This window comes from Priestia sp. JSM ZJ58, from assembly GCF_044383985.1.
In the GTDB taxonomy this organism is placed as follows: domain Bacteria; phylum Bacillota; class Bacilli; order Bacillales; family Bacillaceae_H; genus Priestia; species Priestia zanthoxyli.
The window spans coordinates 3,367,870-3,394,140 of the sequence record NZ_JBISEM010000001.1 but is presented as its reverse complement, the minus strand read 5'-3'; the positions used below and the strand labels follow the sequence as shown (position 1 = coordinate 3,394,140).

Below are 26,271 nucleotides of genomic sequence, written 5' to 3'. Positions count from 1 at the left end.
CTTATTCATTTTTTTGAAGATGATTATTAGATTGTTTTTCCTGCTCATTCTTTAAATTTTGCTCTTGTTTATTATTTAATTTTTGATTGTTTGTATCTGTTGAACTAGGATTTCGGCGGATTTCTTCTGCAAATTCAGGCATCACTCGGTTTACAATGGCTGCTAATTCATCTAAAAATCCTGTAACCGGCCGACCTTTGCGAATTTCATTTCCAATTTGTTTTAGCCGAGCGACCGTATCAGGATCTGCAATAACAACAGAGTTAGCGCCGTACGGATCAGCTTTCAGACCTTCGGCAACTGTATATTTGATTGAACTTACTTCTGAACGATCAATATCTTTGCCGACGTCAATGCCTACGATTGCATACTTGCCGAGCACAATGGCAGTAGCATCATTTACATTCGGAACGCTTGAAGCCAGTTCAACTAAATGCGCTGATATTTCATTAGCAGTACGCTTGTGAGAGCGTTCAGGAGATGAATTTTTGACCTGTACAATTCGATCTGTCTTTTGCCCTTCTTCAACGTCTGCTTGATTATTGTTGCAGCCGGTTAGTGTAATAAAACATAAGCTAATGGATAGAAAAAATTTGTTCATGTGGGAGACTCCTCCTTATGAATGACTCATTTTTTGTAGTAATTTGTATTTAGTTTCTAATAGTTCTTCTATCTTTATACACGTGTTCATATATTTAAAGAAAATGGTCCGTCCATTTAAGGTCACTTCACACATGTGCGTTACATAGTATATAAATGGATGGGTGCCTTGTTTCACTCCTTACAGGAAAAACAATCGGAGTAGGAGGCTGAATTATTGGGAAAAATTTATGTATTAGATACGAATGTTTTATTACAAGATCCGCATTCAATTTTTTCATTTGATGATAACGAAGTAGTGATTCCAGCCGTTGTACTAGAAGAAGTTGATTCGAAAAAAAGAAATATGGATGAAGTCGGACGAAATGCAAGGCAGGTATCCAAACTCATTGATAACTTGAGACAACATGGAAAGTTATATGAGAAAATCCCGTTAGAAAATGGGGGCCATTTGCGAATTGAACTCAATCATCGCTCTTTTCAACAGCTTCAAGAAATCTTTGTGGAAAAAACAAATGATAATCGAATTTTAGCTGTTGCTAAAAATTTATCCCTTGAAGAGGAAACAAAAGAAGATGGACGTGAAGTGATACTAGTGAGTAAAGATGTGTTGGTACGTGTGAAGGCTGACGCAATCGGTTTAAGAGCAGAAGATTTTTTAAGTGATCGAGTAGTGGAATTCAATAGTATTTATACAGGCTTTTCAGAAGTCTATATTGCAAAAGAACTGCTGAGTCAATTTTACGAAAAAGGAGAGCTGCTAACGTCTCAAATTGCAAACCACTCCTTTTTTGCAAATCAATTCTTAGTGATGAAAGATGCATTTGGAGGATCCGGATCAGCCATCGGCATTGTTGATCAAACAACAACGAAAGTAAAAAAACTTTTATTTGAATATGATCATATCTGGGGAATTAAACCTCGAAATGTTCAGCAAATTATGGCGTTAGAACTTCTTCTTAGAGACGACGTTCAACTGGTCACGTTAATTGGAAAGGCAGGTACGGGGAAAACGCTGCTTGCTTTAGCTTCAGGACTTATGCAGACGGAAGATCTAGGGTGTTTTAAAAAACTGCTTGTAGCTCGTCCAATTGTTCCTTTAGGGAAAGATATTGGATTCTTGCCAGGAGAAAAGCAGGAGAAGCTTCGTCCATGGATGCAACCAATTTATGATAACCTAGAGTACTTATTCAACACTAAAAAACCTGGAGAACTGGATGCGATTCTAGCGGGGCTGAGTTCAATAGAAGTGGAAGCCTTGACGTATATAAGAGGCCGAAGCATTCCGGAACAGTTTATTATTATTGATGAAGCACAAAATTTAACGAAGCATGAAATTAAAACAATTTTAACAAGGGTAGGGGAAAAGAGTAAAATTGTGCTTATGGGAGATCCGGCTCAAATTGATCATCCTTATTTAGATGAGTATAACAACGGATTAACGTACGTAGTTGAAAAGTTTAAAGAGCAAAAAGTATCGGGCCACGTTCGGTTAATCAAAGGAGAGCGCTCCGGGCTAGCACAATTAGCAGCTGATATTCTTTAAAAAAAAGTGGGGTCCCTTTTGGAACCCCACTTTTTTTATTATGTAACGATGATTTCTTCCACATATTTAATAGGGTTATTTCGGTTAGATCCGTCCGGTAAATAGACATAGATAGGCCCGTCTTCTCTAAGAGGCTTTCCGTCTTGGCTGAAACCAAAGATTAGTTTTTGCGCTTCTTCTAATGAAAAAGAAATCAGCGCGTCTTTTGTTTTAAATGAAACGTTGGTAGCGTCTTCAGTAGGTGAAGCGTTTGCTAGAAAAGGTGCAAATAAAATCCCAAATGTTCCATTTACTAGCTCCTGTTTTTTGAATTTCTTTTCGGTTTTTAACGTAGGAGGAAAGACGGCTCCTTCTTGAATTTCACGGTCCCAATGCTTAGAAACAGCCTTTGTGTACGCTTCTGTCTCATCTTTTTGCTCTGGTGGATGTTCAAAGAAAACGTCCATATCGAGCTTGCGGTCATCGAAAATCCACACGCTTGGGTCGAGTGTCAGCGTATATTTTACTTTTCCTTTTAACATAATAATTGAATTCATCATAAATGCCCCCTTGCTAAAAGTATAAGCGCTTTCTCCTTATTTGTCACTTTGATGAAAAAATTTAGTTGAGAGTGATTCTCGTATGATATAATGTAAGAGTCAACGAAAGTGCGAAATTTCCTACATCTATGGTAATGGTTTTGAGAAAGTAACAGTATAAAAAAGACGGCCAGCCTCACGGACATGTTTATCCTTGCTTTTTTGGAGCATAGCCTTTAAAATTGAGAGATAGATTAGGTAATCGCTCGCGAACGGAGGGATTGAGTTTGACGCCTGAGACAATGATAGATCATCGTGAAAAAGCGTATGCGTTGTTAAAAGCTGATGCAGATAAGATTTTGCAATTAATTCAAGTTCAAATGGATAACTTAACAATGCCACAATGTCCTCTCTATGAAGAGGTTTTAGATACACAAATGTTTGGTTTATCAAGAGAAATTGATTTTGCAGTTCGTCTTGGTTTAATTGATGAACGTGTTGGAAAAACATTGCTAGACCGCCTCGAGCGTGAACTTTCTGCACTGCATGAAGCGTTTACAAAAAAATAAAAATCACGCGATCGAAACTCAAACTATATACAAACGTAGTTTGAGTTTTTTATTACAGGTGGTTGAAATTTCCTAATTTACTCAAATTTGTACATAAAAGATGAAACGAAACAGAAACACGTCATTTTTAAAGGAAGAGGGTTATGGTAAAAAAAATATTTAGGCATTTTGACTATTCAATTGTAATTCCAGTGCTGCTTCTTTGTGCGGTTGGACTAGTTATGGTTTACAGTTCAAGTATGATTGTAAGTATTACAAGATATCATACGTCAAGTGATTTCTTTTACAACAGACAAAAAATGTGGCTTGCGTTTACGCTTGTATTGTTCATTTTAACAATGCTAACACCTTACAAGCTGTATCCTAAAATACTGCCTTATGCGATTCTGGGCATTTTTGTACTGCTTTTGCTTGTGTTTGTAATGGGGCATACGAGTAACAATGCGCAAAGTTGGCTGCAGCTTGGCGGAGCAAACATGCAGCCGGCTGAGTATGCCAAGCTTGTTGTCATTTTATACTTATCATATGTTTTGTCTAAAAGGCAAGAGTATATTGACAACATCAAAAAAGCTTTTTTTGGACCTATGGGTCTTGTATTTCTAATATTAGGTTTTGTAGCGATTCAGCCTGACCTTGGAACGGGATCAATTATTTTTGCGATTTCCGTTACCATTATGCTATGTTCGGGAATCTCTAAAAAAACCTTTTTCCGCATGTTAGCACTAGGTATTATTTTGCTTACGGTCATTATTACGATTGGTTTTTTTACAGGTCAGTTTACTGCCAATCGAATCGGCCGTTTTACCGGTGCGTCAGATCCGTTTGCTAATGCTCAAGGAACCGGTTATCAGCTGGTTAATTCATATTTAGCAATAGGTACAGGAGGCTTAAAAGGCCTTGGTTTAGGAGAAAGTGTACAAAAGTATGGTTATCTTCCCGAGCCCCATACCGATTTCATTATGGCCATTATTGCAGAAGAATTAGGATTCTTTGGAGTTATGCTCGTGCTGGGCCTTTTAGGCTTCTTAATTTTCAGGATTTTAATGCTGGCTAAAAAATCTCAGGATCCGTTTGCTAGCATGATTTGTATTGGAGTAGCCAGTATGATAGGTATTCAAACAGGCATCAACCTTGGAGGGCTTACGGGACTCATTCCGATTACCGGCGTCACGCTTCCGTTTATCAGTTACGGGGGGTCTTCGCTACTAACGCTGATGGTGTCTATGGGAATTATTGTAAATATTTCATTTTTCGTAAATTATCAAAATAAAAAACAGAAAAATACGGAAAATATTGTGCTACATCCGAACAATACATCAACAACAAGCGATTGATTTTCGTAAAAAAATTGTGTAAAAAAAGCAAAAATTTATTGGAATTTTATTATTTTCCATTGATTTTTGCTTTTCTTTTATCCAATTTTGCTATATATTGAAGTTTATACGAAATTGAGAGGAGATTAGCAACATGAGTTTTGTAACTAAAAAAATCAAAAAAGTATTAGTAGCAAACCGGGGAGAAATTGCGATTCGTGTATTTCGAGCATGTACTGAACTGAATATTCGGACTGTTGCAATTTATTCGAAGGAAGACGCAGGTTCTTATCACCGTTACAAAGCGGATGAAGCCTATTTAGTAGGAGCGGAGAAAAAGCCGATTGATGCTTATTTAGATATAGAAGGCATCATCGACATTGCTAAGTCTCATGATGTAGATGCTATTCACCCTGGCTATGGTTTTTTGTCAGAAAATATCCAATTTGCAAAACGTTGCGAAGAAGAAGGCATTATTTTTATTGGCCCAAAATCCAAGCATCTTGATATGTTTGGCGATAAAGTAAAAGCACGTCATCAGGCTATTCAAGCAGATATTCCCGTTATTCCTGGTACAGATGGTCCTATTGATTCAATTGACGAAGCAAAAGAATTTGCTAATCAGCATGGATATCCTCTAATGATCAAAGCAGCTTTGGGCGGAGGCGGTCGAGGCATGCGTATCGTTCGCGATGCAGACAGCCTGAATGAATCTTATGATCGTGCCAAATCAGAAGCAAAAGCGGCTTTTGGTAATGATGAAGTATACGTCGAGAAACTAGTTGAAAATCCAAAACATATTGAAGTGCAAATTTTAGGTGATGAACAAGGAAATGTTGTGCACCTTTACGAACGCGACTGTTCAGTGCAGCGTCGTCACCAAAAAGTAGTAGAAGTAGCACCAAGTGTTTCTATAGATGAAGACTTACGTCTCCGCATTTGTGAAGCAGCTGTGCAGCTGATGGAAAAAGTGCAGTACATAAATGCTGGTACAGTAGAATTTTTAGTATCAGGAAACGATTTTTATTTTATTGAAGTAAATCCACGTGTTCAAGTAGAGCACACAATTACTGAAATGATTACAGGTATTGATATCGTTCAATCGCAAATTTTAATTGCGGACGGCTACGCACTTCACAGCAAGGAAGTGTCTATTCCTGCACAAGACCAAATTCACGTACATGGATATGCAATTCAATCTCGTGTAACGACAGAAGACCCGTTAAATAACTTTATGCCGGATACGGGTAAGATTATGGCTTATCGTTCTGGTGGCGGTTTTGGCGTACGTTTAGATACGGGAAACAGCTTCCAAGGTGCTGTCATTACGCCGTATTATGATTCACTGTTAGTAAAAGTAACAACATGGGCCTTAACATTCGATCAAGCCGCATCAAAAATGGTACGGAACTTAAAAGAGTTTCGTATTCGTGGAATTAAAACCAATATTCCATTTCTTGAAAATGTAGTAAAGCATGATAAGTTCTTAACAGGCGCTTATGATACATCCTTTATTGATACAACGCCTGAACTTTTCGTCTTCCCTAAGCGAAAAGACCGCGGAACTAAAATGCTTACATACATTGGGAATGTTACGGTAAACGGATTCCCGGGTGTATCGGAAAAGAAAAAGCCAATCTTTACGAAACCGCGTGTTCCTAATGTCGATATAAAACAACCAATTCCAAACGGAACAAAGCAGATTTTAGATGAAAAAGGCGCTGAAGGGCTAGTAAATTGGGTGAAAGAACGCAAGGAAGTGCTATTAACGGATACAACCTTCCGTGATGGCCATCAGTCTCTTTTAGCAACGCGTATTCGTACAAACGACTTAAAACAAGTAGCTAACCCAACTGCACGCTTGCTTCCGGATTTATTTTCTATGGAAATGTGGGGAGGAGCAACGTTTGATGTCGCTTATCGATTCTTAAAAGAAGATCCGTGGGATCGCTTGCTTACTTTACGTCAACAAGCGCCAAACGTTCTTTTCCAAATGCTTCTTCGCGCGTCAAATGCGGTTGGATATAAAAACTATCCTGATAATGTAATCAAGGAATTTGTTGAAAAATCAGCTTATGCAGGTATTGATGTTTTCCGTATCTTTGACAGCTTAAACTGGGTGCAAGGAATGACTCTTGCAATTGACTCTGTTCGTCAAACAGGGAAGATTGCAGAAGCAGCGATGTGTTATACAGGTGATATTTTAGATCCGACGCGCCGTAAGTATGATTTGGATTACTACAAGAACTTAGCAAAAGAGCTTGAGCAGTCTGGAGCACATATCCTGGGCATTAAAGATATGGCGGGTCTTTTAAAACCACAGGCAGCTTATGATTTAGTATCGGCTCTAAAAGAAACGGTTGATATTCCAATTCACCTTCATACGCATGATACAAGCGGAAACGGTGTATACACGTACGCAAAAGCAATTGAAGCAGGTGTAGACATTGTAGACGTAGCCGTAAGCTCAATGGCAGGCTTAACGTCTCAGCCGAGCGCTAACTCTCTTTATTACGCATTAGAAGGTGCGGACCGCAGACCAAATCTGGATATTAAAAATCTAGAAGAGCTTTCTTACTATTGGGAAGACGTGCGAAAATATTACCAAGACTTCGAAAGCGGGATGAATGCTCCTCATACGGAAGTGTACGAGCATGAAATGCCAGGCGGTCAATATAGCAACTTACAGCAACAAGCAAAAGCAGTTGGTTTAGGAAACCGCTGGGATGAAGTAAAAGATATGTATTCACGCGTGAATTTGTTATTTGGTGATATTGTAAAAGTTACGCCATCATCAAAAGTAGTTGGAGACATGGCATTGTTTATGGTTCAAAACAATTTGACAGAAGAAACGCTGTTTGAGCGCGGTGAAACGCTTGACTTCCCGGATTCCGTTATCGAATTGTTTGAAGGGTATTTAGGACAGCCTCACGGGGGATTCCCTAAAGAGCTTCAGCGCATCATTCTAAAAGGCAGAAAACCTATTACAGTTCGTCCTGGAGAACTGTTAGAAAATGTGGACTTCGATGCAGTGAAAGAAAAGCTATTTAAAGACTTAAATCGTCAAGTGACGAGTTTTGATGCCATTGCTTATGCTCTGTATCCAAAAGTATTTATGGATTATCACAAAGCAGTCGAACAATACGGAGACATCTCTGTTCTTGATACACCGACTTTCCTATACGGCATGCGTTTAGGAGAAGAAGTGGAAATTGAGATTGAAAAAGGAAAAACCTTAATCGTTCGCCTTGTATCCATTGGAGAACCGCAGGCAGACGGTACGCGAACAGTATACTTTGAATTAAACGGTCAGCCTCGTGAAGTCGTGATTAAAGACGAAAGTGTCAAAACAACCGTTACGGCAAAACAAAAAGCCGACCAAGGAAATCCGTCCCACATTGGCGCTTCAATGCCTGGAACCGTTATTCGAGTAGTAGTAGAAAAAGGCGATAAAGTCTCAAAAGGTGATCACTTAATGATCACAGAAGCAATGAAAATGGAAACAACCGTGCAAGCACCATTTGACGGCGTGATTAAACAAGTACACGTATCGAATGGAGATGGCATCCAGCCGGGAGATTTATTAATTGAATTAGAAAGCTAATCAAAAAAGGTACGAGCTCAGAGCTCGTACCTTTTTTGATTAATTATGTGTATGACGCGTTGCAAGTAAGGTCAAGTAGCTTAATACACCGAATAGGAAAGAGATAATTAAAGAATGAGCAAGCGCGAGCTCTAGCTGCAGACGTGTGACAACAACAAGCATACCGGAAACCGCCTGAAAAATAACTAGAATGAGAGCAGCTAACCATCCGTAAAAAATATTTTTTTGATGACGATAATATTTAACTGCATGAATAAAGGCAGCTAAAATCCATACAAACGTTAAAACAGCAGCGGATCGATGTCCCATTTGAATCCACTGATTCAAATCAACGGGTAGCCAACCGTTTCCGTTTGAACAAAATGGAACGTCTGGACAGGCTAAGCTAGCTTCTTTATGGCGAACAAGCGCGCCCGTGTACACAACGGCATATGTGTATAAGATAACCCCGTAAATATGTTTTTTCATTTTAGAGCCTAGCTGCATATTAGCTGTGTCGAGCTTTTGATCCACTTCAAAGATGATAAGTGTTAACAGCAGTACAGAAGCAAACGAAATAAGGGAAATACCAAAATGAAGAGCAAGCACCGCATCTGATTGCCCCCACATAACGGCAGCGGCCCCAATTAATGCTTGCAGTACTAGGAAGAAAAAAGAGATAAACGCTAAAGGTCTAACTTCTTTTATATGTCCTAATGAAACCCATGCCCATACGCATAAAGCGAGTACAAGAAAGCCCGACACGCCAGAAACTAAGCGGTGGCTTAATTCAACAACGGTTTCAAATGTTAAAGGGTCGGGAATGAGCTGTCCGTTACACAGAGGCCAAGAATCTCCGCACCCGTCTGCTGAACCAGTTTTCGTAACAAGAGCACCGCCAAGTAGAATAAGTAACATGGCTATGCTCGTCACAACGGATAAAAACTTTAATCCAAGTCGCACAATAATCACCATCCTAAAAGCAAAGTAAGTAATATAACGAGCTAAACATTTTATCCTAATCTTTTTGTATATTAAACATAAATTTCATTTATTCTCCATAAACTTGATTGAATTTGTTATAATGGTAGAAAGTGTAAGGGTTGTTCATGAGTTTGACTCTGCAGATATGTAAAAGGTACCGTACAGAAAACTATTTTACTTGCAGAAATATCTTTTAACAAGTGACAGGGACATGCATTTAGCTCATGACAAAAAAAATCCATATTTTTTTCATGAATTCTTCACAAAGTAACGGCAAAATATGGTTTAATAAACATGAGAAATAGATAATTCTCTACTATTTTATCGTTTACATGTGAAGCTTTTAAGTAGTTTCGGTGAGAGGAATATGACTTCTTTGTGAACAAAGAGGAGATTTTTGTAAAAATATGTTGAAAACGCCTTCATTTATAGACTCTTTATTTACTAGATAAAAGTCTGTGGATGAGTAAAGGAGGAAGCGCCATGGAAGATTCAAAAATGGTGGAAGATTCAACGCTTTCTGCATCGCCTAACACAGCTCATGTAAGCGAAAATAGTTCCATTTGGTCAGATTTTTTAGCTACGATTAAAATCGGAATAGTCAACTCAAATTTCATCACCACCTTTACTGGTTTTTGGCTAGCTCTTTTCTTCAACGAACAACACTTCTTAGAAAACCTGGATAAAGCATTTTTTACTTTAATAGGTTCTTCACTTATCATCGCCGGTTCATGCAGTTTGAACAATTACATAGATCGTGACATTGACCCTCTAATGGAACGAACAAAGGGACGACCTACAGTGACAGGAAGTTTTACACCTTTGACGGTCCTTGGGATTGGAATCGGTTTGACGTTAACCGGCTTGCTTATGCTACTAGTTGTTTCTTCCGTAGCCGCTCTCATCGGATTAGCAGGAATACTTACATATGTAGTTCTTTACACCATGTGGTCCAAAAGACTATACACAATTAATACAGTAATCGGAAGTATATCAGGCGCTGTCCCGCCATTAATTGGATGGGCCGCTATCGATCCCAATTTACACGTAGTGGCTTGGGTATTATTTTTAATCATGTTTATTTGGCAGCCGCCTCATTTTCTAGCTCTTGCTATGCGAAGATGTGAAGAATATCGAGCAGCGGGAATCCCTATGTTGCCTGTTGTACATGGTTTTGAGCTTACAAAACGACAGATTCTCATTTGGATTGCTTGTTTGTTGCCATTACCTCTTTATTTATACGAATTAGGCATTCCATTTCTAATTTTGGCCACTGTTTTAAACATAGGATGGCTATTTTTAGGATTTGCTCAATACAATAAACAAGAAGACACAAAGTGGGCTAGCATGATGTTTGTCTACTCACTAAACTATTTAACTATTTTATTTGTCTCAATGATTGTCGCAACGCTTTTTGCCTAGATAAAATCTTTCACTGAATGCGACGCTGCACAAGGGGGATTTCTTCTACATGTAGAATTCATTATAGAAGGAATAAGTTTTATGCTCAAGAGGGCATAGATGAAATCACGTCAATGAAAGAGAGGTTGGGGAATGGTATGAAAAAATGGCGATTGAACTTTCGTGTTTTGTCGTTATTTACGCTGCTTGCATTCGTGTTATCGGCCTGTGGAAAACCGTTTTTGTCAACACTTAAGCCTGCAGGTGAGGTAGCTGAAGAACAATATTCGCTTATGCTTCTTAGTACAGCCATCATGGTTTTAGTTATTATTGTGGTCACCATTATCTTTATATTTGTTATTCTGCGCTTTCGCCGTCGTAAAGGCGAAGAAAACGTGATTCCAAAGCAAGTGGAAGGAAGCAGAAAGTTAGAAATTATATGGACAGTGATTCCTATCTTGCTGCTCATTATTTTGACTGTTCCAACGGTCATCTCAACATTTAAGCTAGCGGACGTAAAAGGAATGAAGGACAAAGATGCTGTCGTAGTAAATGTGCGTGCTAACTTGTACTGGTGGGAATTTGAGTATCCTAATCAAAAAATTATTACATCCCAAGATCTAGTTGTTCCAACGGATAAAAAAGTCTACTTTAATATTAAAGCTTCTGACGTCAAGCACTCATTCTGGATTCCTTCAGTTGGAGGAAAGCTCGATGCTAACACAGAAAATGATAATAAATTCTGGCTAGTGTTTGATTCTAAAAAATCGAAGGAAGCTAACGGGGTTTTCTACGGAAAATGTGCTGAGCTTTGCGGTCCATCTCATTCTCTTATGGACTTTAAAGTACGGGCTGTATCAAGCAATGAATTTGATACGTGGGCAAAAGATTTGAAAAAGGCAAAGCCTGATGTAGAAACAGCATCCGCAAAAGCGGGTCAAGAGGTCTTTAATGAAAGCTGTATCGGATGCCATGCTGTTGATGTCAAAGACAATCGTCCAGAGCAAGCTCGTCAAGCACCAAACTTAGCCGGTTTTTCTGAACGTGAGCGTGTAGCTGGAGTGCTTCCTCACAACAAGGAAAATATCAAAAAATGGTTAAAAAACCCTGAGAAAGTTAAGCCGGGTAATAAGATGAGTGGTACATATCCTGACTTAACTGATGAACAAGTAAATGAGCTAGCAGACTATTTAATGAGTTTAAAAGAAAAATAAACGTCCAGTCGTTTTTAAAAGGGGAGGTTTAGCGATGAGTACACTCAGTCAAAAGAAGGGTGTAGGTGGAACAATTTGGGACTTTATGACAACCGTTGATCATAAAAAAATCGCCATTCTTTATTTAATTGCCGGCGGTATCTTTTTTCTAGTCGGAGGAGTGGAAGCGCTATTTATACGTATTCAGCTGGCTATACCAAGCAATGACTTTGTTAGTGCAGGAACGTATAATGAAATTTTAACAATGCATGGAACAACGATGATTTTCTTAGCTGCCATGCCGCTTCTTTTTGCTATGATGAATGCAGTTGTTCCGCTGCAAATCGGAGCTCGAGATGTAGCATTTCCATTTTTAAATTTGTTAGGTTTTTGGTTGTTTGCCTTTGGGGGACTCTTTTTAAATCTAAGCTGGTTTTTAGGAGGAGCACCTGATGCAGGTTGGACATCATATGCTTCGCTGTCTATTGCATCGCCTGGTCACGGAATTGATTTTTATGCGATAGGTTTGCAGATTTCCGGAGCCGGGACATTGATTTCAGGTATCAACTTTCTCGTAACAATCATTAACATGAGGGCGCCAGGTATGACTTATATGCGTATGCCGCTGTTTACGTGGACGACGTTTGTTGCATCAGCTCTTATTTTGTTTGCGTTTCCAGCACTGACGGTTGGATTGTTTTTAATGATTTTTGACCGCTTGTTCGGTGGAAACTTTTTTGACGCCACAATGGGTGGAAATACGATTATCTGGGAACATCTTTTCTGGATATTCGGTCATCCGGAAGTATATATTTTAATTCTTCCAGCGTTTGGTGTTTTCTCGGAAATTTTACCTACTTTTTCAAGAAAGAGATTATTCGGATACTCGTCGATGGTTTTTGCTACCGTATTAATCGGATTTTTAGGGTTCATGGTGTGGGCTCACCACATGTTTACAACCGGACTTGGTCCGATTGCAAATGCCATTTTTGCTGTCGCTACGATGGCCATCGCCGTTCCAACTGGAATTAAAATTTTCAATTGGCTGTTTACGCTTTGGGGAGGAAGTATTGAGTTTACGTCTCCAATGCTTTACGCTGTCGCCTTTATTCCGTCATTTGTTATCGGGGGAGTAACAGGAGTTATGGCAGCTGTAGCACCTGCAGATTATCAATTTCAAGATTCTTATTTTATCGTTGCTCACTTCCATTACGTTATCGTAGGCGGTGTCGTATACGCTATATTAGCAGGTGTCACATACTGGTGGCCAAAAATGTTTGGCAAGATGTTAGATGAAAAGTTAAGCAAAGCAACGTTCTGGCTCTTTTTGATTGGTTTCCACTTAACGTTCTTTATTCAGCATTTCTTAGGTCTAATGGGGATGCCTCGCCGCGTATGGACGTTCTTGCCTAATCAAGGTCTCGACCTTGGGAATGCAATCAGTTCATCAGGAGCTGCTTTCATGGCGGTTGCTACGCTCATTTTACTTGTTAACATTATAAAAACCACTGCCAAAGGACAAAAGGTAGGAGGAGATCCTTGGGGAGACGGACGTACATTAGAATGGGCTATTTCATCTCCGCCACCAGAGTATAACTTTAAACAAACGCCGCTTGTACGCGGGTTAGATGCATATTGGATTGAAAAAATGGCAGGAAATAAAGAAATGACGCCAGCCGAACCTCTTGGTGATATTCATATGCCAAACTCATCGTTTATTCCATTTATGATATCGCTTGGGATGTTTATTGCAGGGATTGGCTTTTTGTATCGAAATGATCATGCGTGGGGAGATGTTGTAGGGATTATCGGAATGATCGTCATGTTTTTATCGATGTTCTTCCGTTCATGGATTGATGATCACGGCTTTCATATTCACAAAGAAGACTTAGTTGATGATGACAAGGAGGCGAAGATGTAATGGAGACTGAACAAAAGCTAACCGCTGAAACTTTCCCTGCTTCGCCTGAAAAAGCAACGCTTGAAGGGAAAAATAAATTCACCGGCTTTTGGCTCTTTTTAGGCGGGGAGACGGTTTTGTTTGCTTCACTTTTTGCTACTTATTTAGCTTTGCGCAATTCAACGATGTCAGGACCTAAGCCGGAAGAATTGTTTGATATTAAGCTTGTTTTTGCAGCAACCATGATTTTATTAACAAGTTCACTAACAAGCGTATATGCTATGTATCATATGAAAAATTTTGAGTTTAAAAAGATGCAGCTATGGTTAGGCGTTACGTGGCTTTTAGGTTTAGCGTTTTTAGGGCTAGAAATCTATGAGTTCAGGCATTATGTTCATGAAGGGCATACGTTTACAAGCAGCGCATTTGGTTCTTCTTTCTACGCGCTGGTTGGGACACACGGAGCTCACGTAACGTTCGGACTGCTTTGGATTGGTTCTTTGATGATTCGAAATGCGAAGCGGGGGCTAAACTTATATAACGCTCCTAAATATTATGTCGCAAGTTTATACTGGCACTTTATCGATGTTGTGTGGGTCTTTATTTTCACGGTTGTATATTTAATGGGAATGGTGGGATAAGCTGATGACGACAAATCAATCAAACTCAGATAACCCAAGGCTCAATTTAGAATATCGTAAAAAAAGAAACGCAGAAGATATGAAGATGCAAGTTATCTCTTTTGCAATGATGTTGTTTTTAACACTAATTGCTTTTTTTGCGGTTTATCAAGAGTTTAGCGGATGGTACATTATGCCGGTGATTGTGCTCTTGGCGGTTGTTCAAGTCATCTTTCAACTTTATTATTTCATGCATATGAACCACAAAGGACATACCATACCAGCATTTTTCTTGTATTCAGGCGTATTGGTAGCTCTTTTAACCATTTTAGCTTTTGTAACCATTATTTGGTGGTAAAGAAAAGGGCTGGCATGCGCCAGTCCTTTTCATCATCTGTAGAAGGAGGAATAGACGTTGATTAACAATTTGCAGATGTTTGGTTTTGAAGCACTTTGGAGTCCTTACTATTTTTTAACCATTTGTCTGGTGACCGTCTTATATTTTTTCATCGTTGGTAGATGGAGAGGGAATTTTATAGGAGCGGCGGCCGTAGACAGAAAAACAAAAGCGTATTTTGTTATCAGCATGGTTCTTTTGTATATATGTAAAGGAGGACCTGTAGATTTACTAGGGCACTTTATGTTTAGTGCTCATATGACGCAAATGGCAATTGTTTACTTGGTGATTCCCCCGCTTTTTATTTTAGGAATTCCACCGTGGTTAGCTCGTTCTGTTATTTATGTAAGAGGGGTTAAACCTGTTTTTAAATTTTTTACAAAGCCCTTAATTGCTTTACTATTATTCAATGGGTTATTTTCTTTGTATCATATTCCGCTGCTTTTTGATGTTATTAAAACGGATATGACGCTTCACGGAATCGTGAGTGTTGTATTATTTATCGCTGCATTTTGTATGTGGTGGCCACTCATTAATCAGCTAGAAGAAGAACAAACGCTAAGTTCTTTAAAAAAGCTTGGATACATTTTTGCAGATGGCGTACTTCTTACTCCAGCGTGCGCGCTGATTATTTTTGCAAACCATTCTTTGTATGCGACGTATACAGACTCAAGCGCTTGGGTACAAGCTCTTTCCCTTTGTGTACCGCCTTCTATGATTGCAAGTTTAGGGCAGCTTGCTCCTGAGATGTTTAATACGCTGCCTCCCGTGGAAGACCAGCAGCTAGGCGGCGTTATTATGAAGATCATTCAAGAAATTGTGTATGGAACGGTTTTAGGCTTTATTTTTTTTCAGTGGGCTCGAAAAGAACGAGAGAAAGATACGTACATGCCTGATTTTACTGAACCTCAAGATATAAAACCAAAGGAATTTCCGTCTACTCCTCCTTTGAATTAAAAAAAGCGCAGTCTGATTACTGCGCTTTTTCTAATTCTATAGCTGAACGGTTTCAAGCTGTGATTTGATTTGTGTTAATATCTTTTCACACTGTTCTACAAGGGATGGCGGGAAATATTCTCCGTCTCCATATTCTACACCGTGAGGATAATAATGTTTGCCTAATAGAGGTGTCATAAGGTGAATAACAGCATGCCTGCCCCCTACATCGCCTGAAATAGCATGTCCTTGGACTCGCAAATAGAAGGTATCTCGCTGAAACTCGAATTTTCGATCGTACGTGACGCGTTCATAATCCCATTGTCCGGCGCGGACCAGGCCAAATTGATGCATAATCTCATCTAATAAATCTAAATCTACCTTTAATGAATCAAACTTTGCATATTCAAATTTCATATGAACTCCCTCCCAAAACAGATATACCCCAACTAAATCATAAGCTGAATGGATAAAACTTGCAATATCTAATAAGGAAAAATGTAAACGTTATCTATTTTTATTTAAACGTTTTAAATGCGAAAGTTTACTAAAAAGTTGGTCACACTATAAAGCGAACACACTATGTAAAGGAGGATAAAACAATGAAAACTGTACAAGAGGTAATGACAGCTGATACGGAAACATGCACCACGCTCGATAACGTATATGAAGTGGCAGTGAAAATGAAGGAATGGAATGTAGGCGCAATTCCAATTGTCGATAGAGATCAGTTAGTAGGAATGATTACAGATCGAGACTTAGTTATAAAAGGCATTGCAGAAAAGAAGCCAAATTCAAGTAAAGTAACGGATGTTATGAGTGAAGAGCTTATAACTATTACAGCGGAAGCCTCTGTAGAAGAAGCTTCTAAGCTTATGGCTCAACATCAAATCCGTCGTCTTCCTGTTGTGGAAAATCAAAAGCTAGTCGGGATTGTTTCGCTAGGTGATTTATCAACGTTTCGCTATGCAAATGAACGTGCAGGAGAAGCGCTCTCAGACATTTCAGAACATACGCATTAAAAAGCGAAAGCCAACTGTTTGCAGGATATTCGTAAATAGTTGGCTTTTTCTTTTGTTTCCTTCATACCGATAGCTATTTTTTTTTGAATGCATGTATAATAGAGATAAAAATAAGTTAAACAGGTAAAGAAAACAGGTGTAAGGAGAGGAAGAAAAGCTGAAAAAAGTTATTTTTATTCTCGTATTAATAGTGGCATTTGTATACGCGGAGGATTATTTACCTCAGCTAGAAAAATATCTAACGGGTCAAAATATTGAGCAAAACCAAACGGATTCCAAAAGTCAGCCCACCCAAGAAGTGGCTTCTTATGAAAAACAAAGTGAAAATATGATGAGGCTCATTGGAGATCATTCAGAACAGTTAATTGGAATGCTTGGAGAGCCGGATCGTATTGATTCTTCTGCATATGGCTATGACTGGTGGATTTACAAAAAGAATCGTCAAACGTATGCGCAGGTAGGAGTAGAAAATAATCAAGTCGTATCCGTATACGTCATTGGTTCAAAAACAAATACAGATCCTTTTGAGATTGGTGAGAAGCGGGAAGAAGTGGAAAAAAGAGTTTCACTTTCATCCGAACTCACGCTTCAAAAAGACGGAAATGAATACCGATTTCGTCTGAGTGAAGAGGATATGAAAATGCGTCCAATTATTAAATATGGAGATGTATACGTCCAACTATATTTTGATCAGTTCCTTAATACAATCTCAAGTATTCGAATTATGGATATGGACACGCTATTAAAACAGCGTCCGTACGAAATTGTTTATCGCGGCGAGCTTCCAACAGCTCCGTCATTGACAGCAGAGGAGTGGAAAAGTGTCCAAGAAGGAGAAGAGCAGCAAATTATCGATATTACAAATGTAATTCGAGACCGTTTTCAGCTGTCACCTTTAGCTTGGGACGAAGCCACTGCCGGAGTAGCTTATTTACACAGCAAAGAAATGAGTGACTTAAACTATTTCTCTCACGTTTCACCAGCACAAGGTGATTTAGGCAACCGTCTGCAAAAAGGTGATGTAGTATACCGTATCGCGGGCGAAAATATTGCCTCGAATTATCAGGATGGAATCGCTGCGGTTGAAGGGTGGCTTAATAGTGAGGGACATCGTAAGGCTTTACTCAATAAAGAGTTTACGCGTCTTGGTGTAGGTGTATATGAGAAGTATTATACGCAAAACTTTATCACTCCAATGAATGAATAGTAAGATTAAAACTTCCTTTTGAAAATAGGTCTACTCTTGTCCTCTTTCTCATAAGTTTTAGTAGAGGTTAGAGGAGGGACGAGAATGAAAGGAAGAATAGTAGGAATATTGCTCGTACTTTTCTTTGCATATACGACTACTGTACATGCAGCTGAAGGGCAGTGGGAAAAGCTTGATAACTTATCTGATCAAACGCTATCGCTTGTAGAGCAAAAGGAGTATAAAGCAGCCCAACATTTGTTCAGAAATTTTTCGAATGAATTTACCAGTCTCAATACAGCTTCTTTGGGCGTATCGGCCGAAGATATACGTATTTTAACTCTTTGTTATGAACAGGTAGAAAGGTCTCTTTTATCTTCTGATTCCAGTGATGAAGAACGTCTTCAAAAAGCTACTCAATTTCGATTATTAGTCGATGCGCTGCACAGCAAGCATCAGCCTATGTGGACTGAACTCGAAGGCAGTATGCTAGCAACATTTAAAGAGATGCGAAATGAAGCAGTAAAAGGACAACAGGCGGCTTATGAAGCGCAGCTTAAGCAATTTTTAAAGGAATATGATATGATCTTACCGAGCGCGCAGGTAGACGTGTCGTCTCCCTACGTACAGCGTGTGAGCGCAGACGTTCACTTTTTACAAAGTGAAGGAACGCTAAGTGAGATTAACGATGACCAGTTCAACCAAATGGAACAAAATTTAAAAGATTTTTTTGAACAAGTAAAAGAAAATCGTACGGACCCGTCTTTTATTTGGGTTACAATTACCACCGGAAGTATTATTATTGCTACACTTTTTTATGTAGGAGCGCGAAAATATTTCGCTGACCAGAAAAGAAAGTCAGCCAGAGGGCGTAATGATTGACGTAAAAGCGCAGAATTGTCTAAAATAAAAGAGTAGTCAAACACATAATGAAAGGTGTGGGTAAATGAGCTTTTTGATTTATTTTCTCATTATTATCCTTGTGCCAATTTGGGCACAGTTTAAGGTGAGAAGTGCTTACAAAAAATATTCACAAGTAAGCAACTCATCAGGAATGACAGGGGCAGAAGTAGCAAGGAAAATTTTGGATGAAAACGGATTGTACAACGTTCACGTAGAGCCTGTAGGCGGATTTTTATCCGATCACTACGATCCTCGCTCAAAAGTCATTCGTTTGTCAGAAGACAACTATTATGGAACGTCTGTCGCAGGCGCTGCCGTTGCGGCTCACGAAGTGGGACACGCGATTCAAGACAAAGAAAACTATTCGTTTTTACGCCTTCGCCACTCGCTTGTGCCGGTGGCAAGCCTTGGATCAAACGCTTCTTGGATTTTAATTATGATTGGAATTATCGCGTCGATTAAGCCGTTGCTATTGTTAGGTATTATCTTCATGGCAGCAGCGGTCGTATTCCAAGTTGTAACACTGCCTGTTGAATTTAACGCTTCAAGCCGAGCGATGACGCAAATCGTCTCAGTCGGAGCGATTCGAAATGACGAAGAGCGCGAGACGCGCAAAGTGCTTAACGCAGCGGCTTTAACATACGTAGCAGCCGCAGCAGTAGCAGTTCTTGAGTTGGTTCGTTTAATCATGATTTATACAGGAATGAATAACGACGACTAATAAAAAAATACCGCATTAGCGGTATTTTTTTATCTTTCAAGCGGTTTTTTATTTTCATCAAGGGTAAATCCTTCACCTAAGACATCATGAACATCCGTAACTGCAACGAAGGCGTGTGGATCTACAGAAGTAATAACTTGCTTTAAACGGAAAATTTCATTTTTACTAACAACGCAGTATAGCACGTTGGTATCTTGCTTAGAAAAAGAACCCTGTCCTTTTAAAATCGTCACGCCTCGATCCATTTCTTTCATAATTTTATCCGATATGGCTTCGTTATGATTCGAAATGATGGTTGCGCCTTTGGCCGCATACGCACCGTCTTGCATAAAGTCAATAACCCGTGCAGCGACAAAGACTGCAACAAGTGTGTACATAGCTTCTCGGTAGGATAAATAAATGAGAGACGCACTAATTACAATAAAGTCAAAAAGAAACATCGTTTTCCCCATATTCCACCCGATATATTTTTGAACAACACGGGCAATGATATCGACTCCTCCTGTTGTTCCTCCAAACCTGAAAATAATGCCAAGACCCACTCCAATAAAAACACCGGCAAAAAGAGCTGCTAGAGTCATATCATGGCGCAGGGGCATATTCACCGGAAAGCGCTGGAATATCCATAAAAATAGCGATAAGCTAACAACTCCGAGCATGGTATAAATAAATGCTGTTCTCCCTAATAGTTTCCACCCTACAAAAAACAAAGGAATATTTAACACTAAGTTAGAATAAGAGGGATCAATGTTAAATAAGAAAAATAAAAGCAGGGTAATGCCTGTGAATCCACCTTCAGCTAAATTGTTTTGCATGTTAAAATTAACAAGTCCAAACGCAAATATAGCAGAACCAAGCAGTATAAAAATAATATTTTTTAATCTGAGACCTTTCATACTTACAAACCTCCTATGACCGTTTTTGCACTACCTTATCATAAAGGAATATATTTCATTTCGTAAATAACTATCGAAAAGATTTTTGAAAATAGTAAAAAGTGATGATGTTTCTTCTAGTGCTATGTATTAGTAGTATCCTCAATTCGTAAAATATAGACAGATTTTTGAGAATTAAGGGAAACGTGAGGAATATTGTGAAAGAGCATCTGACAAAGGCGTGGTAAGAAGAAGTAATTACACTAAATAATTTGAAGTAAAGATGTTATAATAGTAAGCTGAGTGTACTTCTAAAAGAGGTGAAATAAAAAGATGTCAAAAAAAACGATGGAGCAAATGCAGCAAGAAGTTGATGCATATATTAGCCAATTTAAAGAAGGATATTTTAGTCCTCTTGCTATGCTTGCGAGAATGTCGGAAGAAGTGGGCGAATTATCGCGCGAAATTAACCACTATTATGGTGAAAAGCCGAAGAAAACGACTGAAGCAGAACGTACGGTCGAAGAAGAAATGGGCGACATTTTATTTGTATTAATTTGCTTTGCAAATTCATTAAATATTGATTTACAAGAAGCGCATGATCGCGTTATGAATAAATTTAATACGCGTGACAAAGATCGCTGGACGAAAAAAGAAGACTAAGGAGAGAAAAAGAATGGACAAAATTCGAATTGTACTTGCAGGACCAAGAGGTCGTATGGGAAAAGAAGCTGTATTATTAATAGAAGAAACAGAGCATTTTGAATTAGTAGCAGCGGTGGATCGTATCAATGAAGGAAAATACATAAGTGATATTGAAGGAATGCCAAATGTACAAGCGCCGATCTACACGGATATTGAAAAATGTTTTCAAGACGTTAAGGCAGATGTTTTAGTTGATTTGACAACACCTGAAATTGGGCGCGTTCATACTAAAACAGCTTTAACATATGGAGTACGACCTGTTGTAGGAACAACTGGCTTTTCAGAAGAAGATTTAAAAGAATTAAAGCAGCTTGCTGAAGAGAAGGAACTTGGCTGTATCATTGCACCTAATTTTGCGATTGGCGCTATTTTAATGATGAAGTTTTCACAAATGGCAGCTAAATACTTTGATGATGTAGAAATCATTGAAATGCATCATGATCAAAAGTTAGATGCACCATCAGGAACAGGCTTAAAAACAGCGGAGCTGATCAGTGAAGTTCGTGAAGCAAAAAAACAGGGTCATCCTGATGAAAAAGAACTGCTAGAGGGCGCGCGAGGTGCAGATTATGAAGGAATCCGCCTACATAGCGTACGTTTGCCAGGACTGATTGCTCACCAAGAAGTGATGTTCGGAGGATTTGGACAAACATTAAAAATTCGTCATGATTCATACAACCGCGCTTCTTTTATGTCAGGTGTGAAGCTAGCTGTTGATACAGTTATGAACGTAGACACACTTGTATATGGGTTAGAAAATATTATTGACTAAGGAGCGAGAAAAATGAAAATCGCCTTAATTGCACATGATAAAAAGAAAAATGATATGGTACAATTCACAACAGCCTATCAAGCGATTTTACAGGAACATTCGCTGTTCGCAACAGGAACAACAGGAACGCGTATTTCAGAAGCAACAGGTTTGAAGGTTCACCGCTTTCAATCAGGACCGCTTGGAGGAGATCAGGAGATAGGAGCTTTAATTGCTCAAAATGAAATGGATATGGTTATTTTTTTCCGCGATCCGTTAACAGCTCAGCCTCATGAACCTGATATTTCAGCTCTGATGCGTCTATGTGACGTCTATGCGGTTCCTCTTGCAACGAATATGGGAACAGCAGAGATTTTAATTCATGGACTTGAACGAGGCGATTTGCATTGGCGTTCAATTATAAAAAAATAGGGTGAAGATAATGAAAGAAACAATAGATATCCTTGCCTTTGGTGCTCATGCCGATGATGTAGAAATCGGCATGGGTGGAACCATTGCAAGAATGAGTGAACAAGGTTTGAAGGTAGTTATTTGCGATTTGACGCAAGCTGAACTTTCTTCAAATGGAACGGTTGAAATTCGAAAACAAGAAGCGTCTAAAGCAGCTGAAGTCTTAGGTGTTCATGAGCGAATTCATCTGCATTTGCCAGACAGAGGTTTGTTTTTAAAGCCAGAATATATAGCTGAAATTGCATCAGTCATTCGCACGTATCAACCAAGGATTATATTTGCTCCTTATTTTGAAGATCGTCATCCTGATCATGGAAATTGTGCAAAGCTTGTAGAAGAGGCCATGTTTTCCGCTGGCGTTAAAAATTATATAGATGATAAGAAGCAAAAAGCTCATCGTGCGGAGTCTCTATATTTCTATATGATAAATGGATTTCATAAGCCAGATTTTATCGTAGATGTATCAAGCACGTTTCAAAAGAAAGTAGCTAGTCTAGAGGCTTATGAAAGTCAATTTATAAAAACAGCAGATACGTTTGATACGCCGCTCGTAAACGGATATATTGAAACGGTAGAGAGCAGAGAGCGATTATTTGGCAAAGAAGTCGGGATAGCTTACGGTGAAGGTTTTTTATCTAAAAAACCGATTTTGATGTACGACGATTTAGTAGGTGGAAAATAAATGAAGTTAAAAATTGGTATTACATGTTATGCTTCCGTTGGAGGTTCAGGAGTGGTAGCAACGGAGCTAGGGAAGCTGCTGGCTGAAAAGGGGCACGAAATTCATTTTATTTCCTCTAGCATGCCTTTTAGATTGACGAAAGTATATCCAAATATTTATTTTCACGAAGTAGATGTAAATCAATACTCCGTCTTTAAATACCCTCCGTATGATCTCGCTTTATCCAGTAAAATGGCTGAAGTGGCTAAAAGAGAAAAGCTTGATATTATTCATACGCACTATGCAATCCCCCATGCCGTTTGCGGGATTTTAGCTAAACAAATGGTAGAGCACGAAGTGAAAATTGTGACGACTCTTCATGGAACAGATATTACGGTTCTAGGAGAGGATCCATCGTTAAAAGACTTAATTAAATTTGGAATTGAGAAATCAGATGCAGTGACGGCTGTATCTCAGTCACTTGTTGATCAAACTCACCATTTAATTAGTCCAGATAAAGAAATTGAAACGATGTATAATTTTATTGATGAACGAGTTTATCATAAAAAAGAAGTTCAGTATTTAAAAGCGGAGTATGGCATATTAGAAAATGAAAAAGTCGTTATTCATATTTCAAACTTTCGTCAAGTCAAACGAGTTACAGATATAGTCAAAACATTTGCTATTATTAATGAAAAGCTTCAGTCTAAGCTGCTGCTTGTAGGAGACGGACCTGAAATGACGGTTGTGTCTCAATTGGTAAAAGAGCTAAATCTTCAAGATTCTGTGTTATTTCTTGGGAAACAAGAAAATGTAGCAGAATTATATTCGATTAGCGATTTAAAACTGTTATTATCTGAAAAAGAAAGCTTTGGGCTTGTACTTTTAGAAGCTATGGCTTGTGGTGTTCCATGCATCGGAACAAATATAGGCGGAATTCCCGAAGTAATTGAACACGAAAAAACAGGATATATTTGCGAAGTTGGAGACGTCGAAGAGGCAGCGAGCAAAGCAATTCAGCTACTTGAAAATGAACAGCTGCATCACCAAATGAGGGAAGCGTCTCTAAGCGCAGTTAATCATAAATTTCATTCAACAGAGATTGTGAGTCAATATGAAAAACTTTATTATAAATTGGTACAGGGTTGAAGAATGGAGGACGTTATGAAAGAACCGTTCATTCATCCGCTTTATATTATTGAAAAACTGGAGACAGCCGGTTACGAAGCGTATTTTGTTGGAGGAGCGGTCCGGGATCTCATTTTAAATCGGGCGATTGGAGATATTGATATCGCTACGTCAGCTAGGCCGGAACAAGTGATGGAACTCTTTCCTAAGACGATTCATGTAGGAATCGAGCATGGTACGGTTGTCGTTGTCCATGAGAACGAGACCTATGAGGTGACCACTTTTCGCTCTGAGGGAGAATATGATGATTTTCGTCGTCCCTCGTCCGTTACGTTTATTTCGTCTCTGATAGAAGATTTGCAGCGTCGCGATTTTACAATTAATGCAATGGCTATGAATGCAAAAGGAGAAATTATTGATCCATTTAATGGAAGAGAAGATTTACGAAACCAGTTAATTCGTACTGTCGGAAATGCTAAAGAACGCTTTCATGAAGATGCTCTTCGTATGATGAGAGCCGTTCGCTTTGTCAGTCAGCTGGCGTTTTCGCTGTCTGATCAAACTAAAAGAGCCATTCAGCAATATGGTGAACTACTGAGGCATGTTTCTATTGAACGCATTACAGTTGAATTCGAAAAAATGCTGAGCGGAAAGCGGCCGTCTTTAGCATTAGCACTTGTAGCAGATACGGAGCTGTATCGCTACTTACCCGAATTGAATGTAGATCCGCAAAAATTCCGATCTGTTTGTGCACACGATTGGATGATGCTTCAGCGAGTATCGGAGTCATGGACACTTCTTGTACATCTGCTCGACATTCAAGACAAGCAGGCATTTTTTAAAAGCTGGAAATTATCTAATAAGCAAATTAAAGATATTCAGCTTCAGTCTATTGGTCTTCGGGACGTTTTGGAAAATGGATGGTCAAAACGTATCATGTATACAATTGGAGAGCAGGCCAGCGTGAGCGTGAATCGTATTTTACAACTTCTTCGAAGCAATGAGTATATGAATGAACATGAGCTTCTTTACATCTATAGCGAGCTGCCTATTCATTCTTTAAAAGATTTAGATATAAATGGTCAAGATCTTTTAGTATGGACAGGTAAAAAGGGTGGTCCATGGGTGTCTCAACTATTAAAAGAAATTGAGGAGAAAGTTCTATACAATGAGTTAATGAACACGAAATCTTCAATAAGAAAGTGGGTGCAGTCTTGCAGTCAGATATAAGAAGAACGCTGCTTGAAATGTTTACGAACGCAGATGGGGACTATGTGTCCGGCCAAAAGATCAGCGATTTATTAGGCTGTTCAAGAACAGCTGTATGGAAGCATATCGAAGAGCTGCGAAAAGACGGCTATGAACTTGAAGCTGTTCGTAAAAAAGGCTATCGCATTGTTGGGAAGCCGAACAAAGTAAGCAGCAACGAGCTTTTATTAGGGCTTCAAACAACAAAAATCGGCCAGTATATTCACTATGAGGAAAGCGTGCATTCTACTCAAAAAATTGCTCATCGAATTGCTCAAGAAGGAGCAAAAGAAGGAACGGTCGTAGTTGCTGAAGAGCAAACGGCAGGAAGAGGAAGACTTGATAGAGCGTGGTACTCCCCAAAATATACTGGTGCCTGGATGAGTATTATACTGCGTCCTTCTATCCCTCCGCAGCAGGCTCCTCAGCTGACTTTACTATCAGCAGTGGCTGTTGTACAGGCCATTCAAGAAGTGACGAACCTTTCTCCAGACATTAAATGGCCGAATGATGTTTTATTAAATGGGAAGAAGCTAGTTGGGATTTTAACGGAAATGCAGGCTGATTTTGACCGGATTCATTCGGTCATCATTGGAATCGGCATTAATGTGAATCAGCAGGAAACGGATTTTAATGAACAAATCAAACACATTGCCACATCTTTACGTATTGAAAAAGGTGAAGAAATTAATCGTGCCGCTTTGATGCAAGCGTTTTTCTTAAAGTTAGAAACCCTTTATGAAGAATACTTAAAAAATGGCTTTGGTTTAATTAAAGTTCTTTGGGAAACGTATGCAATCAGCATTGGAAAGCGAATTATAGCACGGACGATGACAGCCAACATTGAAGGCTTCGCAAAAGGTATAACAGATGAAGGCGTTTTATTGATTGAAGACGATGAAGGTGTTATACACCGAATTCATTCTGCAGATATTGAGCTCTCTGCTAAAAAATAGTAGAAAAATAAAGAAATTTTTATTATAATACGAGTATCAAGGTAGTATCGAAAGAACTTCACTTGATACTCGTTTGTTTATTTT

General features: G+C 39.0%; 26 protein-coding genes. 21 read left to right on the top strand and 5 right to left on the bottom strand.

What is annotated here, in order from left to right; translation table 11 throughout:
* Position 1 precedes the first annotated feature (1 nt).
* Positions 2 to 601, bottom strand: a complete 600-nt coding sequence (locus tag ACH6EI_RS17720) for a YhcN/YlaJ family sporulation lipoprotein (RefSeq protein WP_013056071.1) — start codon at positions 599 to 601, stop codon at positions 2 to 4.
* 216 nt (positions 602 to 817) lie between these two features.
* On the opposite strand from ACH6EI_RS17720, the gene ACH6EI_RS17715 reads away from it, so the two are divergent.
* Positions 818 to 2,146, top strand: coding sequence for a PhoH family protein (locus ACH6EI_RS17715; RefSeq protein ID WP_013056072.1), 1,329 nt, complete (start codon positions 818 to 820; stop codon positions 2,144 to 2,146).
* Between the two features lie 38 nt (positions 2,147 to 2,184).
* On the opposite strand, the gene ACH6EI_RS17710 is transcribed toward ACH6EI_RS17715, so the two are convergent.
* Positions 2,185 to 2,685, bottom strand: coding sequence for a hypothetical protein (locus ACH6EI_RS17710; RefSeq protein ID WP_014460988.1), 501 nt, complete (start codon positions 2,683 to 2,685; stop codon positions 2,185 to 2,187).
* A gap of 281 nt (positions 2,686 to 2,966) precedes the next feature.
* Between ACH6EI_RS17710 and ACH6EI_RS17705 the strand changes: the two genes are divergently transcribed.
* The 3 genes from ACH6EI_RS17705 to pyc all read left to right on the top strand — a co-directional run bounded on the left by ACH6EI_RS17705 (position 2,967) and on the right by pyc (position 8,150).
* Positions 2,967 to 3,233 (top strand): Fpa/YlaN family protein, encoded by a 267-nt coding sequence (locus ACH6EI_RS17705; protein WP_370506486.1) that lies wholly within the window; start codon positions 2,967 to 2,969, stop codon positions 3,231 to 3,233.
* Between the two features lie 143 nt (positions 3,234 to 3,376).
* Positions 3,377 to 4,567 (top strand): FtsW/RodA/SpoVE family cell cycle protein, encoded by a 1,191-nt coding sequence (locus ACH6EI_RS17700; RefSeq protein WP_028414100.1) that lies wholly within the window; start codon positions 3,377 to 3,379, stop codon positions 4,565 to 4,567.
* Positions 4,568 to 4,700: 133 nt separating this feature from the next.
* Entirely contained in the window at positions 4,701 to 8,150 is a 3,450-nt protein-coding gene (gene pyc / locus ACH6EI_RS17695; RefSeq protein ID WP_108674525.1) for a pyruvate carboxylase, read from the top strand.
* A gap of 39 nt (positions 8,151 to 8,189) precedes the next feature.
* Here pyc and ACH6EI_RS17690 read toward each other — a convergent pair whose 3' ends face one another.
* Positions 8,190 to 9,092, bottom strand: a complete 903-nt coding sequence (locus tag ACH6EI_RS17690; protein ID WP_108674526.1) for a COX15/CtaA family protein — start codon at positions 9,090 to 9,092, stop codon at positions 8,190 to 8,192.
* A gap of 504 nt (positions 9,093 to 9,596) precedes the next feature.
* Here ACH6EI_RS17690 and cyoE point away from each other — a divergent pair.
* The 6 genes from cyoE (at position 9,597) to ctaG (ending at position 15,581) form a co-directional block, all read left to right on the top strand.
* A complete protein-coding gene (cyoE, locus tag ACH6EI_RS17685) occupies positions 9,597 to 10,535 on the top strand; it encodes a heme o synthase (protein WP_028414097.1) in 939 nt (312 codons plus the stop codon).
* 137 nt (positions 10,536 to 10,672) lie between these two features.
* On the top strand, positions 10,673 to 11,728 hold the full coding sequence (coxB, locus tag ACH6EI_RS17680; RefSeq protein WP_028414096.1) for a cytochrome c oxidase subunit II: 1,056 nt from the start codon (positions 10,673 to 10,675) through the stop codon (positions 11,726 to 11,728).
* Positions 11,729 to 11,762: 34 nt separating this feature from the next.
* A complete protein-coding gene (gene ctaD, locus ACH6EI_RS17675) occupies positions 11,763 to 13,628 on the top strand; it encodes a cytochrome c oxidase subunit I (RefSeq protein ID WP_033578414.1) in 1,866 nt (621 codons plus the stop codon).
* Entirely contained in the window at positions 13,628 to 14,248 is a 621-nt protein-coding gene (gene ctaE, locus ACH6EI_RS17670; RefSeq protein ID WP_013056081.1) for a cytochrome c oxidase subunit III, read from the top strand. The genes ctaD and ctaE overlap by 1 nt, the downstream gene beginning before the upstream one ends.
* 4 nt (positions 14,249 to 14,252) lie before the next feature.
* Complete coding sequence (gene ctaF / locus ACH6EI_RS17665) at positions 14,253 to 14,585, top strand: cytochrome c oxidase subunit IVB (RefSeq protein ID WP_014460982.1); 333 nt, start codon at positions 14,253 to 14,255, stop codon at positions 14,583 to 14,585.
* 57 nt (positions 14,586 to 14,642) lie between these two features.
* Positions 14,643 to 15,581, top strand: a complete 939-nt coding sequence (gene ctaG / locus ACH6EI_RS17660; protein WP_028414094.1) for a cytochrome c oxidase assembly factor CtaG — start codon at positions 14,643 to 14,645, stop codon at positions 15,579 to 15,581.
* A gap of 36 nt (positions 15,582 to 15,617) precedes the next feature.
* Here the strand turns inward: ctaG and ACH6EI_RS17655 are convergent, their stop codons facing one another.
* A complete protein-coding gene (locus ACH6EI_RS17655; protein ID WP_013056084.1) occupies positions 15,618 to 15,977 on the bottom strand; it encodes a YugN family protein in 360 nt (119 codons plus the stop codon).
* Positions 15,978 to 16,162: 185 nt separating this feature from the next.
* Between ACH6EI_RS17655 and ACH6EI_RS17650 the strand changes: the two genes are divergently transcribed.
* The 4 genes from ACH6EI_RS17650 to ACH6EI_RS17635 all read left to right on the top strand — a co-directional run bounded on the left by ACH6EI_RS17650 (position 16,163) and on the right by ACH6EI_RS17635 (position 19,392).
* Positions 16,163 to 16,582 carry a CBS domain-containing protein gene (locus ACH6EI_RS17650; RefSeq protein WP_028414093.1) on the top strand — a complete coding sequence of 140 codons (420 nt, stop codon included), beginning with the start codon at positions 16,163 to 16,165 and terminating at the stop codon, positions 16,580 to 16,582.
* A 190-nt stretch (positions 16,583 to 16,772) separates the two neighbouring features.
* Positions 16,773 to 17,789: a CAP domain-containing protein gene (locus tag ACH6EI_RS17645; protein WP_028414092.1), complete on the top strand. Its 1,017-nt coding sequence runs from the start codon at positions 16,773 to 16,775 to the stop codon at positions 17,787 to 17,789.
* A gap of 84 nt (positions 17,790 to 17,873) precedes the next feature.
* Positions 17,874 to 18,650 (top strand): sporulation protein YpjB, encoded by a 777-nt coding sequence (locus ACH6EI_RS17640; protein ID WP_028414091.1) that lies wholly within the window; start codon positions 17,874 to 17,876, stop codon positions 18,648 to 18,650.
* A 64-nt stretch (positions 18,651 to 18,714) separates the two neighbouring features.
* Positions 18,715 to 19,392 carry a zinc metallopeptidase gene (locus tag ACH6EI_RS17635; protein WP_013056088.1) on the top strand — a complete coding sequence of 226 codons (678 nt, stop codon included), beginning with the start codon at positions 18,715 to 18,717 and terminating at the stop codon, positions 19,390 to 19,392.
* A 29-nt stretch (positions 19,393 to 19,421) separates the two neighbouring features.
* Here the strand turns inward: ACH6EI_RS17635 and ACH6EI_RS17630 are convergent, their stop codons facing one another.
* Positions 19,422 to 20,288 carry a YitT family protein gene (locus ACH6EI_RS17630; RefSeq protein ID WP_028414090.1) on the bottom strand — a complete coding sequence of 289 codons (867 nt, stop codon included), beginning with the start codon at positions 20,286 to 20,288 and terminating at the stop codon, positions 19,422 to 19,424.
* A gap of 312 nt (positions 20,289 to 20,600) precedes the next feature.
* Here ACH6EI_RS17630 and ACH6EI_RS17625 point away from each other — a divergent pair, with 312 nt between their 5' ends.
* Genes ACH6EI_RS17625 through ACH6EI_RS17595 form a run of 7 tightly spaced genes read left to right on the top strand, consistent with a single transcriptional unit; the run spans position 20,601 to position 26,187 of the window.
* Positions 20,601 to 20,930, top strand: coding sequence for a nucleotide pyrophosphohydrolase (locus tag ACH6EI_RS17625; RefSeq protein WP_013056090.1), 330 nt, complete (start codon positions 20,601 to 20,603; stop codon positions 20,928 to 20,930).
* Between the two features lie 13 nt (positions 20,931 to 20,943).
* Positions 20,944 to 21,744, top strand: a complete 801-nt coding sequence (gene dapB / locus ACH6EI_RS17620) for a 4-hydroxy-tetrahydrodipicolinate reductase (protein ID WP_028414089.1) — start codon at positions 20,944 to 20,946, stop codon at positions 21,742 to 21,744.
* Positions 21,745 to 21,756: 12 nt separating this feature from the next.
* Entirely contained in the window at positions 21,757 to 22,155 is a 399-nt protein-coding gene (gene mgsA, locus ACH6EI_RS17615; RefSeq protein WP_013056092.1) for a methylglyoxal synthase, read from the top strand.
* 10 nt (positions 22,156 to 22,165) lie between these two features.
* On the top strand, positions 22,166 to 22,876 hold the full coding sequence (gene bshB1, locus ACH6EI_RS17610) for a bacillithiol biosynthesis deacetylase BshB1 (protein ID WP_028414088.1): 711 nt from the start codon (positions 22,166 to 22,168) through the stop codon (positions 22,874 to 22,876).
* On the top strand, positions 22,877 to 24,004 hold the full coding sequence (gene bshA / locus ACH6EI_RS17605) for an N-acetyl-alpha-D-glucosaminyl L-malate synthase BshA (protein WP_028414087.1): 1,128 nt from the start codon (positions 22,877 to 22,879) through the stop codon (positions 24,002 to 24,004).
* Between the two features lie 15 nt (positions 24,005 to 24,019).
* Positions 24,020 to 25,213 (top strand): CCA tRNA nucleotidyltransferase, encoded by a 1,194-nt coding sequence (locus ACH6EI_RS17600; RefSeq protein ID WP_028414086.1) that lies wholly within the window; start codon positions 24,020 to 24,022, stop codon positions 25,211 to 25,213.
* A complete protein-coding gene (locus tag ACH6EI_RS17595) occupies positions 25,198 to 26,187 on the top strand; it encodes a bifunctional biotin--[acetyl-CoA-carboxylase] synthetase/biotin operon repressor (protein ID WP_013056096.1) in 990 nt (329 codons plus the stop codon). Before ACH6EI_RS17600 ends, ACH6EI_RS17595 begins: the two co-directional genes overlap by 16 nt.
* Positions 26,188 to 26,271: the final 84 nt, after the last annotated feature.

Excerpts from the sequence above, each read along its gene's own strand:
- bshA (WP_028414087.1), top strand. The coding sequence starts at position 22,877 with ATGAAGTTAAAAATTGGTATTACATGTTATGCTTCCGTTGGAGGTTCA.
- cyoE (WP_028414097.1), top strand. The coding sequence starts at position 9,597 with ATGGAAGATTCAAAAATGGTGGAAGATTCAACGCTTTCTGCATCGCCT.
- ACH6EI_RS17655 (WP_013056084.1), bottom strand. The coding sequence starts at position 15,977 with ATGAAATTTGAATATGCAAAGTTTGATTCATTAAAGGTAGATTTAGAT.
- ACH6EI_RS17710 (WP_014460988.1), bottom strand. The coding sequence starts at position 2,685 with ATGATGAATTCAATTATTATGTTAAAAGGAAAAGTAAAATATACGCTG.
- ACH6EI_RS17640 (WP_028414091.1), top strand. The coding sequence starts at position 17,874 with ATGAAAGGAAGAATAGTAGGAATATTGCTCGTACTTTTCTTTGCATAT.
- ACH6EI_RS17720 (WP_013056071.1), bottom strand. The coding sequence starts at position 601 with ATGAACAAATTTTTTCTATCCATTAGCTTATGTTTTATTACACTAACC.
- mgsA (WP_013056092.1), top strand. The coding sequence starts at position 21,757 with ATGAAAATCGCCTTAATTGCACATGATAAAAAGAAAAATGATATGGTA.
- pyc (WP_108674525.1), top strand. The coding sequence starts at position 4,701 with ATGAGTTTTGTAACTAAAAAAATCAAAAAAGTATTAGTAGCAAACCGG.
- coxB (WP_028414096.1), top strand. The coding sequence starts at position 10,673 with ATGAAAAAATGGCGATTGAACTTTCGTGTTTTGTCGTTATTTACGCTG.
- ACH6EI_RS17600 (WP_028414086.1), top strand. The coding sequence starts at position 24,020 with ATGAAAGAACCGTTCATTCATCCGCTTTATATTATTGAAAAACTGGAG.
- ACH6EI_RS17630 (WP_028414090.1), bottom strand. The coding sequence starts at position 20,288 with ATGAAAGGTCTCAGATTAAAAAATATTATTTTTATACTGCTTGGTTCT.
- ctaF (WP_014460982.1), top strand. The coding sequence starts at position 14,253 with ATGACGACAAATCAATCAAACTCAGATAACCCAAGGCTCAATTTAGAA.
- ACH6EI_RS17705 (WP_370506486.1), top strand. The coding sequence starts at position 2,967 with ATGATAGATCATCGTGAAAAAGCGTATGCGTTGTTAAAAGCTGATGCA.
- ACH6EI_RS17625 (WP_013056090.1), top strand. The coding sequence starts at position 20,601 with ATGTCAAAAAAAACGATGGAGCAAATGCAGCAAGAAGTTGATGCATAT.
- ACH6EI_RS17700 (WP_028414100.1), top strand. The coding sequence starts at position 3,377 with ATGGTAAAAAAAATATTTAGGCATTTTGACTATTCAATTGTAATTCCA.
- ctaD (WP_033578414.1), top strand. The coding sequence starts at position 11,763 with ATGAGTACACTCAGTCAAAAGAAGGGTGTAGGTGGAACAATTTGGGAC.
- ACH6EI_RS17635 (WP_013056088.1), top strand. The coding sequence starts at position 18,715 with ATGAGCTTTTTGATTTATTTTCTCATTATTATCCTTGTGCCAATTTGG.
- dapB (WP_028414089.1), top strand. The coding sequence starts at position 20,944 with ATGGACAAAATTCGAATTGTACTTGCAGGACCAAGAGGTCGTATGGGA.
- ACH6EI_RS17650 (WP_028414093.1), top strand. The coding sequence starts at position 16,163 with ATGAAAACTGTACAAGAGGTAATGACAGCTGATACGGAAACATGCACC.
- bshB1 (WP_028414088.1), top strand. The coding sequence starts at position 22,166 with ATGAAAGAAACAATAGATATCCTTGCCTTTGGTGCTCATGCCGATGAT.
- ctaE (WP_013056081.1), top strand. The coding sequence starts at position 13,628 with ATGGAGACTGAACAAAAGCTAACCGCTGAAACTTTCCCTGCTTCGCCT.